Genomic DNA, 17,254 nt, shown 5'->3' with positions numbered 1-17,254 from the left:
CTTAACAAAGACGTTTTCTACTAAACTTTCTAAGACATAGCCTTTTGTAAATCGATTACTTTATCAAATAAATTCTGCTCCTCCATGCTTACTTTGTGGGCTACCTCTATCACAGTTCCATTAAAATTATTTATAAATGTTTCATGAATCTCTTTAGATAAAGCTGGATCCAGGGCAGAAGTAGCTTCATCCGCTATCAAAACTTGACGGTGGTTCAGTAATGCTCTGGCTATTTCTATCCTTTGCTTTTGCCCACCTGATAAGTTATTTCCCTCTTTACCTACTTTATAATTCAATCCTTTTTGGTGTACCAATTTACTTAATCCAGACTGAGCTATAACTTTATTTAGCTCTTTTTCCGGAACCACTTTACCTAAGGTAATATTATAATGCAAGGTATCATCCAAAATAACTGGATCCTGGTGAACGAAAGAGAAGTATTCATGATCTCGTTTCCAATCTCCATTGCTATTTTTATCGTTAATTTCATAAGATCCGCTACTCAACTTTAAATTTCCAATCAGGAGATTAAGTAACGTAGATTTTCCCCACCCTGAAGGAGCCTTTAATAAAACCTTTTCGCCTGACTCTACTTTTAAGGTTACATTTTTAAATATACTTTTACCTTGTAAAGTAACTTCTGCGTCTTGCAACTCTAAGTTTCTAAATATTTTTCCCACACTACTTTCAGGAAATTCTACATCTTCATTATTAAGCATTAACTTCAATTTATTCCAAATAGGATCAGTAGTTTTTATATCATTTATACAACCAAATATATTCACTACTGGATTTATGAAATTATTAGCTAATTGAGCAATCATCATAAAGATTCCCAAAGTTAATTTACCCTTAGTAACAAAATATATACCTATAGAAAATGGAATAATCATAGCAAAAATATATGCAAACACTGTAGTTACTTCATTAGCGCTTTGTTTTATTTCATTAGATTTTTTTAATGCTGTTTCCATTCCTACAGCACTGCTAATAAGGCGCTTTATAATTTGCTTTTGTGCATTATAAAGATTTGCAATATCATTAATTTTTATAGTTTCACTAATTTTTTCTGTATAATCACTATTGCTCTTTTCCCACTTATCTGCCCTACTTTTGATTTTCGAACTAAAGATATTTTGAATTAATGCTGGAACAAATGAAGCAACAAGAAAAATAATAGAAAGCCACCAAGAGGCTACAAATGCTGAAATAATAGCGGCCAAAAACTGTATACCATAAAAAATTATTTGCAATTCTGCCTCTATTTTATTAGTCTCTAATTGTTTCAAATCATTCGTCATAAACGAAGTATTTATTTGCTGTTCAATATTTTTAGTCTTAATCAAATATGTAGTTGCTTTTTCCTTAATCTTAATATTAATTTCTGCAACAATATTTGCATAAAGATACTGATAAGCGATACCAATTATACAAAATAAGATTAACCCACCTAAAGCAAATAAGGTTAAAGATATCATATTACCATGATGAAACTGAGCATAATTGATATATTGATCAAACATATAAGCAATGAATACAATCTGCAATGATTTAAAAATAGACAAAATTACATATTCAACTAACTTTAAAGGTGACAAATATTTAATTGTTATCATAACAATTTATACCCTTCTATTCATACTCCACCACAACACTTCTATCTTTATTAATAATCGCCGTAATCGATTTAACTTTTAAATTTTCTAAATCATTAAACGTTATAAATTTAGTATATTATTCATTTTATTTTCACTCATATAGTTAAAATTATTAAAAGCACCTTTTTAACAAATGCTTACTTTTAATTTAAATAAAATACCAATTAATAGTATTGTAGATTATTATTTCTAACTTCACTAACTTCTAAATCTAATCTATTTCTACGACTTTCAAAGAAATTCAAAAGTTAACAAATTAATGACTACTTAATCTTTTTTTAATTATAAATATCAAATAATACAAAGTCAATAACTATACGATTTTATATTAAAATTAATTCCCACAATATAAGAAACAAAACTAAAAGGATTAACCCCGATATAATATCGAAATTAATCCTTTTATCGCATAATATATAGAAGAATACCTAATTCTATTAGGTACTACAAATTATTTTTATATTAAAGGTTAGCATCCATATTGAAAGTAAGTTTTGACATCTTGATTGATTCAATCATCATCTTACCCCAAAGGTCTTCACTATCCTTCTTAGTATGAGCAACAGTTTCTTGGTTTGCCTTAGTCAATAATTCAGTTAATTCTTTACCTGACTTACCTTCAGAATCTTTGAGAATTTCTTCTACACGACCTCTATAGTAACGATTAAGTTCAGTAAGGTAAGTTGTATCAAGTTGAACAAATTGTGGGTAGTGGCTTTCAACGAGTGCTGCTAGTGACTTATAGTACCACCATGCATCGTTCATATTATAATCCATTGAAGTGTTGTTATATGAAGGATCAGTATCACTCATATTAGCAAAGAATGGAACAAATGGTGTAAATGTTGGACCACCAATACATAACCACATAATTGCTGCACGATCTTCTGGTACATCACTTCTAATTTGCAAGATATGAGCATTTTGAGTTCTATTCAAACCAATTGGACGGAAACGATGCTTTTCTTCATCGGTTCCCTTACCAAATGGATCGTAAGGAGTATCTTGGTAGTGTGAACCTAAAGCAAATTGGATATCTTCACGAGTAATCTTTTTTGCTGCCTTACGGATAAATGGAATATCACCATCTTCTGGATCTTGTTCAATTTCAGGATTGAACAACTTTTGAATGTACCATTGACGGTTAGTATTGTAGTGACGATCTTGTTCAGTGTATGTACCGAAGATATGGCGGAAATTCCAACCTTCATGATCAACGTTCAAGTGATGTTCTTCAACGAATTCACGAATACCATCACTCCACATGAAGTATTCTGGGTTATCAAAATCAACTTCTTGAATAGCAACACGGTTACCAGTTGCTGCATAACAATCATCTGGGATTCTTTGTGCTACCCAGTGGTGACCAGTAACAATTTCCATATACCAAATTTCGTCTTTATCACTGAATAAAACTGAGTTACCAGCTGGTGAACCATACTTCTTAATAAGTTCACCTAGACGCTTAACACCGTCGCGAGCTGAGTGGATATAAGGAAGGACTACGGTTTGCATACAATCTTCATCAAGACCATCTTTAACAAGTGGATCGAAAGCTAAAGTTCTTTCATTTCCGTATGTTGATTCAGTACATGACATAGCAACATTTTCTTCGTTAATACCACTTTCATCGTAATATCCAAGATGCTTGTAATCAACGTTTGGAACTGCTGGAACACGCTGTGCATCTTCTGGAAGATCCATTTCAAACTTGTTAAGCCATGATTTAATATGGCGACCTTTCTCACCATGAGCAGCTGGTTCAATAATGAACTTTTGAGGGGTAATAGGTCTAAAAGTATCATCATTGCGAGCAATCATAGTAGTACCATCAACGGATGCTTTTTTACCAACTAAGATTGTTGTACATGCACTAGGTTCAATCATAATTTTTTCTCCTTATAGTTATATAAAAAACTTAATAATTTAACTTTACCACTAACCATTAAACTAAGCCATGGAAAAGACCAATTGCATAGTTGGCTGCATCGAAATCAGCCAAATCTTCCGGCTTTTCGCCAAGTCCAACTAATTTAACCGGCAAGTTCATTTCGTTACGGATTGCTAAAACAACCCCACCTTTTGATGAACCGTCAAGTTTAGTCAAAACTAAACCTGTTAATTTGGTTGTTTTATCAAAATCTTTGGCTTGCAAAAGCGCGTTTTGTCCAGTTGATCCATCCAAAACTAGCAAAGTTTCAGTTGGTTCATCTGGAGCAAGTTTCTTAATGGTTCTTTGGATCTTTTCTAACTCACTCATCAAGTTCTTCTTGTTTTGCAGACGACCAGCAGTATCAACTAAAAGATAATCAACGCCTTCATTAATTGTACGTTCAGTTGCGTCATACACAACTGATGCGGGATCAGCTTTTTCTTTACCCGTTACTACAGGAACATCTACCCGGCGGCCCCATTCAACAAGTTGTTCAACCGCACCTGCTCTAAAGGTATCAGCTGCCGCCATCATAACCTTTTTGCCTTGGTCTTTGAAGCGCTTTGCAAGTTTACCAATTGTAGTTGTCTTACCTGCACCGTTAACACCAACAAATAAGTAAATATTAGGCTTGCCATCATCATGGTAAACAAGCTTTTCATCATCAGAATTACCATTTTGGTCATAAAGATCAACAAGTTTTTCTACAATAACTCGCTTAAGATCATCACGTGATTTTGCATTTTGAAGCTTAGCCTCGTCACGAAGTTGTTCAGTTAATTGTTCTGCCGTTTCAAAACCGACATCAGATTCAATTAACAAATCTTCAAGATCATCAAAGAAATCTTCATCGACAGTTCTGAATTTAGCAAAGAAGGCATTTAACTTCGCACCAAAACCTTTATTGGTTTTTTCTAAACCCTTTTCGTAAAGTTCAGTTTGATCTTGTTCTTCTTCAGTTTCATCAGTAGTTTCTTCTACATCTTCTGAATCGCTTTCTTCAACTTCTACTTCAGATTTAGATTCAGTTTCCTGCTTTTCGTCTTTGACTTCAACTTCCTCAACATTTGAAGCTTCATCCGGTTTTTCTTCGGAATCTTCATCTGAATTTTCATATTCAGTTTCGACTTCTTCAACTTCATGATCAAGTTCAGTCGGAGTTTCTTCTTGAGGTTTCTCATCTTTTTCTACTACTTCATTTTCATCAGTAGATTCAGTTTGATTTTCATCAACCTCAGGCTTTTCTTCATTTGCAGCTGCATCAGATTCAGAAGTTTCAGTATCTTCTACTTTTTCGACTTCTTGTTCTTTCTTTTCTTCGTCTTCTTTATTACCAAAAAGAGATTTTTTAATTCGATCAAATAATCCCACTAGTTCTTCACCTCATCTTTTATATCATCAAGAGATACCGATAATACTTGAGATACACCGGATTCTTGCATCACAACACCAAATAATTGATTGGCTTCTTGCATTGTTCCACGTCTATGAGTAATCACAATAAATTGGGTATGCATATCATATTTCTGTAAAAATTGTGCGAATCTTGTTACGTTCGCATCATCAAGAGCCGCTTCAACCTCATCCAAAATACAGAATGGAACTGGATTAACTTGAAGCATTGCAAACAAAAGAGTAATCGCAGTTAAAGCACGTTCACCACCTGAAAGCAAACTTAAACGTTGGAGCTTCTTACCAGGTGGCTGAGCAATAATTTCAATTCCTGTTTCAAGTAAATTGTCTGGATCAGTTAAAACAAGCTTGGCTTCACCACCACCAAATACTACAGGGAAAATTTGTGTAAAGCTGGCAGCAACCTTATTAAAAGTTTGACCAAAACGAGTCTTAACTTCTTTGTCCAACTCAATCATAGATTGCTCAAGATCTTTTCTCGCATCAAGCAAGTCATTTTGTTGTTGATTTAAGAAATCATATCTCGTCTTTACATTTTCATATTCTTCAATTGAATCGAGATTTACTGGCCCAATATCTTCAATTGACATTTTGTGAAGCTTTACTGACTTAGCTAATTGATCACGCGTTTCTGCATCATTTTTGCCTTCCGCATTAGCCAAAGCCGCTTCATATGTTAATGAATATTCTTCACTTAAAGTTTCTAATTTTTGATTAATCGAACTATTGAACTTAGCAATTTTAACTGAATATTCTTCTTGTTCAGTAGCTGCATTTTTACGTAAATCATAGTTTCGACTTGCAACTTGATCAAGCTGATTAATTTGTGCATCAAATTGCCCCAATTTAGCAGATAATTCGTTCAGATTTTTTTGAAGAGCATCCCTCGATTTTTCCAAATCACTACTCTTATCTTGAAGTTCCTTCTTCTTTTGAACTGAAAGTTCCCCACTATGTGACAAATCTTCAAGCTTCTGCTGCAAACTATCTAACTGACCTTGATTATCTTCTAACTGTTGATTTCTTTCACGCTTTTGACTTAATAAGTTCTCTAACTTATTAGCAAACACCGCAATTTTTGGATCTAAATCAGTTAATTGATCTTGAATTTTTTGATTTAAGCTAGCAAAATTATTAATTCTTGCTTGAATTTCAGCAATCTTATTCTTTTCTAAATCGGCTTGTTTGGCCAATTCTTCCTGTTTTTTACTACTTTCATCAATTTGTTCATTAAGTGAAGCAATTTGATCCTCACGTTCTTTGATTCTTGATTCTTGCAATTTATTAGCATCAATCAAGCGCTTAACTTCTTTATCCTGACTTTGAAAAGAAATCGCTGTTTCATTGATATTTTGACTTAAATCAGAAATCTTATCATGAATTTGTTGTGCCTGTTTGCGAGTTTGTGCTAATTTTTCAGTAGATTGTTCTAATTGTTTTTGCCCATCTTCAAACTGTTGCTTCAGAGTAATCATTTTTTGCTCTAAAGTATTAATTTCGGCAGTTGTTTGAAGTGGGGAATTACTCTTTTGATTACGTACCCCACCAGTCATTGATCCACCAGGTGAGATGACATCACCATCCAAGGTAACCACACGATAACGATCAACTTTTCTGGAAACAACCATCGCATTTTCAATCGTTTTAACGATGATTACATTTCCTAATAAATGCTTGATAGCAGCAGAAATATCAATATTGGCCTTACTAGTAACAAGATCACTTGCCACCCCAACAAAACCATCGATATTCTTTAAAGCCGTAACTGTTGAGCTAGGAATTGTGTAGCTGCGAAGCCCATCTAGGGGTAAAAATGTTGCCCGTCCTGCATGAGTTCGCTTCAAAGTATTGATAGCATCACGAGCACTAACACGTGATTCAGTTACTAAATTTTGAACACCACCACCTAGAGCTGTAGTCATCGCAGCTTCAAGATCATTAGAAAACGCAATTAACTCACCAACTGCTCCAATAACGCCTGGATAATTATCTAAGTGATTCAAAACATTTCTAACGCCATAGTAATAACCTTCATGACGTTTTTGAATATTCACCAAAGCTTCATGGCGAGCACTAACTTGTTGCAATTTATTTCTTTTTTCAATGACATCTTTTCGCAAGATTTCTAAATCGTTAGCAAGTTTATTAACCTCAGTTTTGATAGTTTCATCTTTTTCAACTTCGGCTTTACGCTCGGCAGTTAAATCCTTTCCCTGCTTACGCAAGTTTTCTAATTCTGCTTTAGCTTTTTCTAATTGCTCTGCAATTTCAGTGTTCTGATATGAATTATCATCAGAAGTTTTCTTCAATTCATTACGCAAATATACTAATTGATTATTGGTTGATGTCTGATCTTGTAAAACTTGAATATATTCGTTTCTTTGATCTTCTAAACGTTTATTTAAATCATCTGGATTTTCATTTAGTTGTCCAGTTAATTCATCGCGTTTAGCTTGCAGCTTTTCTTTTTCAGAGTTTACCTGTTCTTCTTCACTACTTAAATCAGAAATCTCATTTGAAAGTGCTGTAACCTTCTCTTTTAGTCGAGTCATCTGATTTTTATATTCAGTTTTAGTAGCTTCATCAAACTGCTTAGATTGTTCTGTTACTTGTAAATTAGTATTAATTTCTGAAAGAGTTTGAGTTAACTCAAGAAGTTGACCTTGAATCTTCTCTCTTTTTTCACGTAATTCTTTATATTCATTCCGCTTTTTAATCACTGCGGCTTGTGACTGTTTAACTTCTTCATCAAGTTTAGACAAAATCTTTTGATTCTTAGTAGCCAAATCTTCTTGCTGCTTTTTTTGCTTACTTAAATCTTCAATTTGAAAAGCCAACAAGGTCTTTAATTTTTGATCTAGACCTGCTTTTTGAAATTTATACTCTTTTGCAAGCGAGCTTTGCTCATGTAGTGGCTCGATTCGTGTTTCAAGTTCCTTAACTAGATCATTAATACGAATCAAGTTGTCATTTGTTTTTTCAAGTTGTGCTTGAGCCGATTCTTTTTGCTGCTTGAAGTGCAAAACTCCAGCCGCCTCTTCAAAAATCTCACGTCGGTCTTCTGGACGAGAATTTAAGATTTGATCAACTCGTCCCTGAGAAATGATGGCCAAACTATTCTGTGACATTCCTGAATCTAAGAATAATTCACGTACATCTTTCAAACGAACAGTTTGATTATTAATCAAATATTCATTATCACCAGAGCGTAAAATTCGTCTAGTGATCGCTACACGGTCCTGATCAAAGCTTAATTCACGATTTTTATTATCAAAAACCAAGGTTACTTCGGCACGATTTAGAGGTTTTCTAAACTCACTCCCAGCAAAAATAATATCTTTCATATTATTTCCACGTAAAGTTTTCGCCCGAGATTCCCCCATTGCCCAACGAATTGCTTCAGTAATATTACTCTTACCACTACCATTAGGACCTACAATACCGGTAATTCCCTTATTAAAATGGATACTTGTTTTTTTAGCAAAGGATTTGAAACCATCAATAATTAATTCAGTTAATGGCACAGATCCGCACCTCCTATTCGAGTTCCTCTAATGCAGCTTTTGCAGCCTGCTGTTCTGCGGCCTTTTTATTGTGTCCCTCACCTTGAGATTGAACCTTACCATTAATCTTCAATTCAACAACAAAATGTGATGGCAATTGTGATTCACTAATTGTTTGATACTCAATTTCAACTGGACCATTTTGTTGAAGAAATTCCTGCAAATCAGTCTTGTAATCGCGAGAATCATCGAATTCCCCTTGATCAATTAATGGGTAAACCGTGAAGTGCAAGAATCTTTGAACTGCTGGTAATCCTTGATCAAGGAAGAGTGCACCGTTAAATGCTTCAAAGACATCTTCAAGTAAAGTCTTTCTATGACGTGCACCAGCTTTTTCTTCACCTTTTCCTAAATTGATTTCATTTTGAAATCCACATTCGATTGCAAATTCTGAAAATCCTTCAGTTCTAACAATGTTTGAACGAAGACGGGTTAGTTCACCTTCATTCAACTTAGGAAAGTGTCGATACACATAATCTGAAATAGCTAATTCCAGAACTGCATCACCCAAGAATTCCAACTTTTCATAATCACGGACTGCATCACGGTGCTCATTTGCATATGAGGAATGAGTAAATGCCTCTTCAAGTAATTCTTTGTTATTAAATTTAATCCCAAATTTTTCGTCTAATTGTTTAATAAATTTTGTACTTACCATAAGCCATGCCTTTCGTACTAATACTATAGATTATACCAGTTTTATGTGCATACAAAAAAGCCTAGCTTGAATAGAACTAGACTTTTTTATAAAAATATTATTTCTATTTTGCAAGTGATACGTAGTACCAGTTAGGGAATCCGTTACCCATTGACTTAGATGGCTTAAGTGAGTAACCGGTAATGTTCTTGTTAACAGCTGTAATTGAGTAGTTGTTTGAAACCGGAACAACATAAGCTTGGTCAAACATATACTTTTGCCATTCGTGGAACTTGTCAACACGGTACTTATTGTCAAAGGCCTTTTCTGAGTCGATTTCATCAAGAAGCTTTTGATTTTCTGGTGTAGTGAAACGACTATAGTTCATTGGTGCGTTCTTTCCGTAAAGATCAGCTGGTGAAGGTTCACTTGAAAGTGACCATGCACCTAAGAACATATCAACGTTTGGACTATCGTTTTGAACCTTGTCGTAGAATGAGTTAAATTCGATTAAGCGACCAGTTGTAAGCTTAACGTTAAGTCCCATCTTTTGCCATTGTTGGATGTAATTTTGAACAATTGGTTCTTGAGTTGAACTACCAGTCATAGCAGCCAAGTAAATAGTTAATGGCTTACCATTAGGTTGTACACGGTACTTACCCTTCTTCTTGTAACCTGCCTTATCAAGAAGTTCTTCACCCTTCTTAATATTATAAGTATAACCTTTGATGTCCTTGTCGTAGTAGTCACCGAATTGCTTTGGAATCAAAGTAGGAACTCTAAATGAAAGACCAAAGTTGTAACGCTTAGCAACTTGATTAACATTCATACCGTATGCAATAGCTTGACGTAGGGCTTTATTATTCATCTTGGAGTTCTTGTTCATGACGTTTTCACCCTTAGCAGCATCCCACTTACCAACCTTAAATCCAAGATATGAGTATGCCAAAGGAATATTAGCAATAAAGTTTACGTCCTTTGTACCCTTAACATTTTGCCATTGTGAGTTGATGACCTTAGTTACATCAAACTTATTCGACTTAATTGATTGAGCAACTGAGTTAGGGTTAACAACAGTAGCAACGATCTTTTTAATCTTTGGCTTACCCTTGTAGTAGTATTCATTTGGAACCCAAGTTGCTGATTGTCCACGAACAAGCTTTTGAAGTTTGTATGGTCCGAAGTAAAGAGGTGCCTTACGGATCTTATTACTTGACATCAAGTCTTGGAACTTAACATCCTTCAAGTAGTGATATGGAGCTGCTGTTTCCCAGAAGTAACCATTACCACTCATTTCCATACCTGGCTTCATAGTCTTAAAGTGTAAGACAATCTTACGACCATTTTCACCATCTGGCATTTCAATACCTGAAATCTTATCAGTCTTGCCTTCGTGGTATTCTTTAAGACCTTCAAGTTCAGCTAAACTTGAAGTATAGCGTTGAGATTTTGAAGCCTTATTAGCAATAATTTCGTAAGCATATTCGTAGTCCTTAGCATTTACTTGCTTACCATCTGACCACTTAACGCCTTTCTTGATATTAATAGTAATAGTCTTAGCCTTTTGATCGATATCAACAGTAGCGGCACCTTTATTGGTGAACTTGTAGTTATCGTCTGTAGCGAACAAACTTTCAGCACCGTATTGTGCTACTTCAGTATCGGTTGCACTAGTTGCAAGTTCATCATTAAAAATACCAGTGAAAGGTGTATCTGTTTCTACAGCGACCTTTACTGTACCACCGTTCTTAGGTGTTTTAGTTGGGACTGTTTCACTGAATTTTGAAGCAGTTTTTGATTCGTCGCCTGATCTATTAGAATTTCCACAAGCGGCCAATGTTAATGCCGCACCTGACAGCAAAGTAACGCCAGCAAGTAATTTTAATTTTTTCATAGAATAAAAATCCTCCAGCAAACGAAGCAAGTTGACTATTCCATCTTACCATTACTGAAAAGCGGTTACAACAAATAAGCACAGATACTCATATGAATATCTGTGCTCACTATGTGTTAGTTAAGGATATATATTGTGTTTTAAATAAAGAATTATACCGTTATAAAATTTAGAGATTTATTGCACTACTTAGCGTAACCAACCTTGTACCATAATTGGTGACCATTATTGTTTTGTGAAGGCTTGGTTGAGTAACCAGTAATCTTATTGTTCAAAGCAATGATACTGTATGAGTTAGTTGTTGGAATTACGTAAGCTTCGTCAAACATGTACTTTTGCCATTCATGGAAGACATCAACACGGTACTTGTGGTTAAATGCCTTTTGTGAATCCATTTCTTTAAGTAATTTGTTGTTTTCTGGAGTTACAAAACGAGTAAAGTTCATTGGTGAAGTTTCACCGTACATACTTGCTTGTGATGGTTCAGATGCTAATGTCCATCCTGCATTAAACATATCTACGCTCTTATCATCATTTTGAAGCTTATCGTAGAATGAGTTAGATTCAGTCAAACGACCACCAAGCAATTTAACATTCAAACCAATCTTGTGCCATTGTTGGATGTAGTTTTGAGTTACTGATTCATTAAGTGAGTTACCACTCATTGCCATGTAATTAATAGTTAATGGTTTACCGTTTGGTTGTACACGCCACTTACCCTTCTTCTTGTAACCAGCCTTGTCAAGAAGTTCATTAGCCTTCTTTAAATTGTAAGTGTAACCCTTGATACTACTATCATGGTAATCACCAAATCCCTTTGGAATTAAAGTTGGGACTCTAAAGGTTAAACCATTGTAGTAACGATCGTTAACAGCATCAATGTTCATTGCATAACCAATAGCTTGACGTAATGCCTTATTATTCATCTTTGAATTCTTGTCCATTACGTTCTTACCTTTAGCTGCATCCCATTTACCTACCTTGAAACCAAGGTAATTATATGCCAATGGAACTTGGGCAACAAAGTTTACATCTTTTGTATCTTTTACTTGATCCCATTGTGAGTTAACTACACCTGCAATATCAAATTTGTGACTCTTAATTGCTTGTGAAGCTGAGTTTGGTGAGACTACTTGATAAGTTATCTTATCCAACTTTGGTTTACCACGCCAGTAATACTTGTTTGGAACATAAGTTACAGATTGACCACGAACTATCTTTTGAACTTTAAATGGTCCAAAGTACATTGGGTTCTTTCTAATCTTATCTGATGATTCTAACTTATCAAATGGAACATCCTTTAAGTAGTGGTATGGTGCCGCAGCTTCCCAGAAATAACCATTACCACTGTAATACATACCTGGCTTTAACTCCTTATAGTGAATTACAATTGTACGACCTTTTTCGCCATCTGGCATTTCAATACCTGAGATACTATTAGCCTTACCTTCGTGGTATTCTTTCATACCTTCAATATATTCAAGAGTACTGTCGTAACGTTGAGCCTTAGTCTTTTTGTTAGCCAAGATTTCGTATGGATATTCAAGATCCTTGGCATTTACTTGTTGACCATCTGACCACTTAACGCCTTTCTTAACTGTAATAGTTACAGTCTTAGCATTTTTATCAATCTTTAATTTGGCTGCACCCTTATCGTTGATTTTGTAATGATCATCAGTATCAAATAATGATTCTTCAGCTGGTGCAGCAACACTTGAATCAATAGATGTTGTTGATAATTCATCTGAGAAAATTCCGGTAAACGGAGTATCAGTTTCTAAAGCTACTGTTACAGTTCCACCTTGCTTTTCAGATTTTACTGGAGCTGAGGATGGAAATTTTTTAGCATCCTTTGCTGCGTCATTATTACCATTCTTACCACAGGCAACTAATGACAAAGCTGCTGCAGAAACGATTCCGATTGAAGCTAAAATCTTCTTTGTTTTCATTATAGTATTCCCCCATAACTAGATGGTCTCTTAATCTTCTTTATTTTTCTCTGAAACAAGTTGATGATTAAATAATACCATCTTAAATTAAAAATGCAATAGTTTTATGAGATTTATTTTAATAATTAAATAATCATTTTTAACGTTAAGTTTAATACAAACCATTATCTTAGGCACAAAAATACTCCTATCATGAAGATAGGAGTATTTTTAGAATATTAAATTATTAATTTTCACGTTGTCTTGCATCACCTGCACGTTGTAATGCTTGACCAACATAGTTAATACTTAATGAAATGATCAAAAGTAATAAGGTTGCTGGAAGCCATAACCATGGTCGATTAATAACGTTAACTGGATCGTTAGCAAATCCAATCAAAGTACCAAGTGATGGTGTAGTTGATGGTAAACCATAGCCCAAGAATGAAAGTGATGTTTCGATACCAATGTTACCAGCAATAGTTAAAACAACGTCGATGATAATCATTGATGTAATGTTTGGCAAAAGTTCACGGAACATAATTTGGAAATTATTAGAACCAGAGGTCTTTGATGCCAAAATGTAGTCACGACCACGTTGTGACAAAACAAATGATCTATAGTAACGCGACGTTGTTGTCCAACCAAACATCGCAATAAGCCATACCAAAGTTACAGCGTTATAGTTTGGAATAACTGTAGTCAAAACGATGATAATTGGCATCTGTGGCAAGATTTGCACGAAGTCAACTATTCTCATAATTACAGAGTCAATAGCGCCACCATAGTATCCTGCAACAAGTCCAACTATTAAACCAACAACTTCAGTAATGATAGTTACTGAAATACCAATCATGATTGAGTTTCTACCACCCATGATAAGTAACTTAAGAATATCACGACCACCATCATCGGTTCCAAGTAAGTGACCAGCTTCACCCCAGCCATAATATGCGTCTGCAATGTTAATTTCTGTTACTTGAGCTTTATTAAGGAATAATGAGCCTCCGAAGGTAAACAGCAAAATTAAAATTACAATAATTAAAGCCGTCAAAGCGGACTTACTTCTAAGGATTTCTCGTAAAACAATCTTGAAACCTGAAGGAGGAAGAGAAGCCTTAGGCGCATCAGTTTTTACATTAGTCTTTTTTGTATCTTCTTTTTTATTAGCCATTTTTCTCTCCTCCCTATTGAATTCTAATACGTGGGTCGATGATACTCATGATGATATCTGATAACAAGTTACCAATTAAAGTCAAGATACCAAAAATAAGAATCAAAGCAGTCAAAGTAGTGTAATCACGTTGTCCGATTGAGTCAATAAACAACTTACCCATTCCAGGGTAACTAAATACAGTTTCAATAATCATTGAACCACTAAGGAGTCCAGTAATAGTGTTACCCAAGAAGGCAGCAATAGGAAGAAGTGAGTTTCTTAAAATATGCTTATGGAAAACAACATTTTCTGGAACACCCTTACTACGAGCCGTTCTCACATAGTCTTCTACTTTGTTATCAATGATACCAGTTCTAAGGTATTGAACAGTAAATGTTGTAGTAATCAAAGCATAAAGGATAGCCGGCAAAATCATGTGGTAAAGACGACTTCCAAGAATTCCCCAGAATCCTGATGCATTAGCTGAAACAGAACCTGAAATTGGGAACCAACCTAATGTGAATCCGAATAACCATAAACCTAAGATATAGAATACGAATCCAGGGATGGCTAAAGTAATGTAGTTGAAGATTCTAACTGAAGTATCTTGCCATTGATCTTGGTGACGACCGGCTGTAATACCTAAAGGAATCGCAATTGAGTAAGTTAAAATAGTAGTCAAAAGTGAAAGCCAGAAAGTGTTAACTGCACGATCGGCAATTAATGAGGATACTGGAACGTGTTGAATGTAACTAGTTCCAAGATCACCATGTAATAAATTACCTACCCAACGTCCATATTGCACGTACCAAGGGTCATAAAGACCTGCAGCACGTCTTAACGCATCGATTTGTTTAGGGTCGGTATTAGGGTTAATGGATCCACTAAATGGGTCACCAGGCATCATCTTAGCTAAGAGGAAGACTAGCAAACTCAAAATGATCAATTGTGGGATCATAATCAGTAAACGACGTAAAACAGTTTTCCACATGCTTAATTACCCTCCTTTTCTTCAAGCTTTGCTTCTTGTACTTCATCCTTTGGTACAGCTACCCAGTGATTTGGTGCAATCTTTTGTAATGGGAAAACTCTACCGTCTTTGTCGTACCACTTACTTTGGTTTTCTTGGAATTCACGTTCAACCTTTTCACGTTCAAGCTTATGTTCTTCACGCTTATCTACGTCTACTTCTGGAATAGCGGAAAGAAGTCTCTTAGTATAAATGTGAATTGGGTGCTTGTAAATTTCTTCACGGCTTCCTAATTCAACCAAACGGCCACGGTGCATAATTGCCAAGTTTTCTGACATGTGCTTAACCACACCAAGGTCGTGAGAAATAAAGAGGTAAGCAATGTTGTATTGTTGTTGGATATGCTTCATAAAGTTCAAAACCTGAGCTTGAACTGACAAGTCCAAAGCTGAAGTTGGTTCATCAGCTACGATAAGCTTAGGATTGGTAGCAACCGCACGGGCAACACCAATTCTTTGACGTTGACCACCTGAGAATTCGTGAGGATATTTGTAAATAGCATCACTAGGCATCCCTACAATATCAAGCAATTCTTGTACACGATCACGTTCTTGATCAGTAGTTAAATTTTCAAAGTTTCTAATTGGTTCAGCAATGATATCTTCAATTCTCTTTCTTGGATTCAAACTTGACATTGAATCTTGGAAGATCATTTGAACATCTTTGTTATAATTTAATCTTTTACGATTAGAAGCCTTAGTTACATCAACGCCCTTGTATAAAATTTGACCGCCCGTAACTTTTTCAACTCCAACGATTGCTTTACCAGTAGTTGATTTACCTGAACCAGATTCACCGATTAAACCGTAAGTTTCACCTTCACCAATTGAGAAGCTAACACCATCTACGGCACGTACGTAATCTGTAACCCTATTCCAGAATCCTGAACGAATTGGGTAGTGAACTTTTAGGTCCTTTATTTGAATGATTTCTTTTGACATAAACTATTCCCCACTTACTGCTTCGACTTCTTGCTTCTTCACATTCTCGTCATTTTCAAAGTGGAAGGTCTTCCAACAAGTACATCTTACGAAATGTCCAGGCTCAACTTCGTGAATTTGTGGATTTTCTTCGTGAGCACTTGCAGGAATCCATGGAATTCTTGCTGCAAAACGATCACCTTGACGTGGCATATTCTTAAGTGATGGAACAGTACCATGGATAACGTGAAGATCTTCATCTTCATCATCACTTTGAGGCATTGAGTTCAATAATGAACGAGTGTATGGATGAAGGGGATGCTTAAAGATAGTCTTTACATCTGCCTTTTCAACAATTTGACCTGCATACATAACAGCAACTTCATCTGCTGTTTCTGCAACAACACCTAAGTCGTGTGTGATCAAAATAATTCCAGAATGTGATTTTTTTTGAATATCTTCAAGCAAGTCCAAAATCTGAGCTTGAATAGTTACATCAAGTGCAGTAGTTGGCTCATCTGCAATAATAACTTCGGGATCACAAGCAATAGCCATAGCAATAACCACACGCTGACGTAAACCACCTGACAATTCGTGTGGATACATCTCATACATTTCATTTGGTTTTGGCATTCCAACTTGATTAAATAATTCGATGACCTTTGCATGTCTTGCCTTTTCATCCATGTTGGTATGGTAGTACAAAGTTTCAGCAACTTGATCACCTACACGCATTAATGGATTCAAACTTGCCAAAGGATCTTGGAAAATCATTCCGATCTTTTCACCACGAATCTTATTAAATAAAGATTCATTAAGGCCGACCAAGTTCAATTCATTGTATAGGATATCACCGGTTACCTTAGTATTTTTATGGTCATATAAGCCAATTACACTGGAAGCAATAGTACTCTTACCACAGCCCGATTCACCAACAATGGCCAAAATTTCATCGCGTTTTAAAGTTAGATTTACATCATCTGCCGCATCATAAAACTTACCTTGTAAGCGGTATGCAGTGTGCAAATGCTGTATATCTAATAACAGATCGCTTTGCTTTTCCAAAGGTCATTCCTCCATCTCGTATACCCTTTTATTAAAAGGTATTTAAATTTCTTAATT

The 17,254-nt window shown here is 35.3% G+C and carries 11 protein-coding genes; all 11 read right to left on the bottom strand.

The features are described from left to right. Positions 1-29: 29 nt before the first annotated feature. The 11 genes from NFR82_RS00345 to NFR82_RS00295 all read right to left on the bottom strand — a co-directional run bounded on the left by NFR82_RS00345 (position 30) and on the right by NFR82_RS00295 (position 17,197). Positions 30-1,616 (bottom strand): ATP-binding cassette domain-containing protein, encoded by a 1,587-nt coding sequence (locus NFR82_RS00345; RefSeq protein WP_478334632.1) that lies wholly within the window; start codon positions 1,614-1,616, stop codon positions 30-32. Between the two features lie 504 nt (positions 1,617-2,120). After that, positions 2,121-3,545 (bottom strand): C69 family dipeptidase, encoded by a 1,425-nt coding sequence (locus NFR82_RS00340; RefSeq protein ID WP_251716159.1) that lies wholly within the window; start codon positions 3,543-3,545, stop codon positions 2,121-2,123. Positions 3,546-3,603: 58 nt separating this feature from the next. Next, positions 3,604-4,962: a signal recognition particle-docking protein FtsY gene (gene ftsY, locus NFR82_RS00335; RefSeq protein WP_251716158.1), complete on the bottom strand. Its 1,359-nt coding sequence runs from the start codon at positions 4,960-4,962 to the stop codon at positions 3,604-3,606. Next, complete coding sequence (gene smc, locus NFR82_RS00330) at positions 4,962-8,528, bottom strand: chromosome segregation protein SMC (protein ID WP_251716157.1); 3,567 nt, start codon at positions 8,526-8,528, stop codon at positions 4,962-4,964. The genes ftsY and smc overlap by 1 nt, the downstream gene beginning before the upstream one ends. 13 nt (positions 8,529-8,541) lie before the next feature. Further along, complete coding sequence (gene rnc, locus NFR82_RS00325; protein ID WP_251716156.1) at positions 8,542-9,225, bottom strand: ribonuclease III; 684 nt, start codon at positions 9,223-9,225, stop codon at positions 8,542-8,544. A 103-nt stretch (positions 9,226-9,328) separates the two neighbouring features. Continuing rightward, positions 9,329-11,098 carry an oligopeptide ABC transporter substrate-binding protein gene (locus NFR82_RS00320; protein ID WP_251716155.1) on the bottom strand — a complete coding sequence of 590 codons (1,770 nt, stop codon included), beginning with the start codon at positions 11,096-11,098 and terminating at the stop codon, positions 9,329-9,331. A gap of 185 nt (positions 11,099-11,283) precedes the next feature. Continuing rightward, the gene (locus NFR82_RS00315) at positions 11,284-13,047 is read right to left on the bottom strand and encodes an oligopeptide ABC transporter substrate-binding protein (RefSeq protein WP_251716154.1); all 1,764 of its coding nucleotides are present in this window, start codon (positions 13,045-13,047) and stop codon (positions 11,284-11,286) included. Positions 13,048-13,273: 226 nt separating this feature from the next. Further along, on the bottom strand, positions 13,274-14,200 hold the full coding sequence (locus NFR82_RS00310) for an ABC transporter permease (protein WP_251716153.1): 927 nt from the start codon (positions 14,198-14,200) through the stop codon (positions 13,274-13,276). Positions 14,201-14,213: 13 nt separating this feature from the next. Then, positions 14,214-15,173 carry an oligopeptide ABC transporter permease gene (gene opp4B / locus NFR82_RS00305; RefSeq protein ID WP_251716152.1) on the bottom strand — a complete coding sequence of 320 codons (960 nt, stop codon included), beginning with the start codon at positions 15,171-15,173 and terminating at the stop codon, positions 14,214-14,216. Between the two features lie 2 nt (positions 15,174-15,175). After that, positions 15,176-16,153: an ABC transporter ATP-binding protein gene (locus NFR82_RS00300; RefSeq protein ID WP_251716151.1), complete on the bottom strand. Its 978-nt coding sequence runs from the start codon at positions 16,151-16,153 to the stop codon at positions 15,176-15,178. A gap of 3 nt (positions 16,154-16,156) precedes the next feature. Next, positions 16,157-17,197: an ABC transporter ATP-binding protein gene (locus NFR82_RS00295; RefSeq protein WP_251716150.1), complete on the bottom strand. Its 1,041-nt coding sequence runs from the start codon at positions 17,195-17,197 to the stop codon at positions 16,157-16,159. Positions 17,198-17,254: the final 57 nt, after the last annotated feature.

Origin of the sequence: Lactobacillus agrestimuris (assembly GCF_943193025.1) — a bacterium.
GTDB lineage: Bacteria > Bacillota > Bacilli > Lactobacillales > Lactobacillaceae > Lactobacillus > Lactobacillus agrestimuris.
This window is presented reverse-complemented; position numbering and strand designations above follow the sequence as displayed.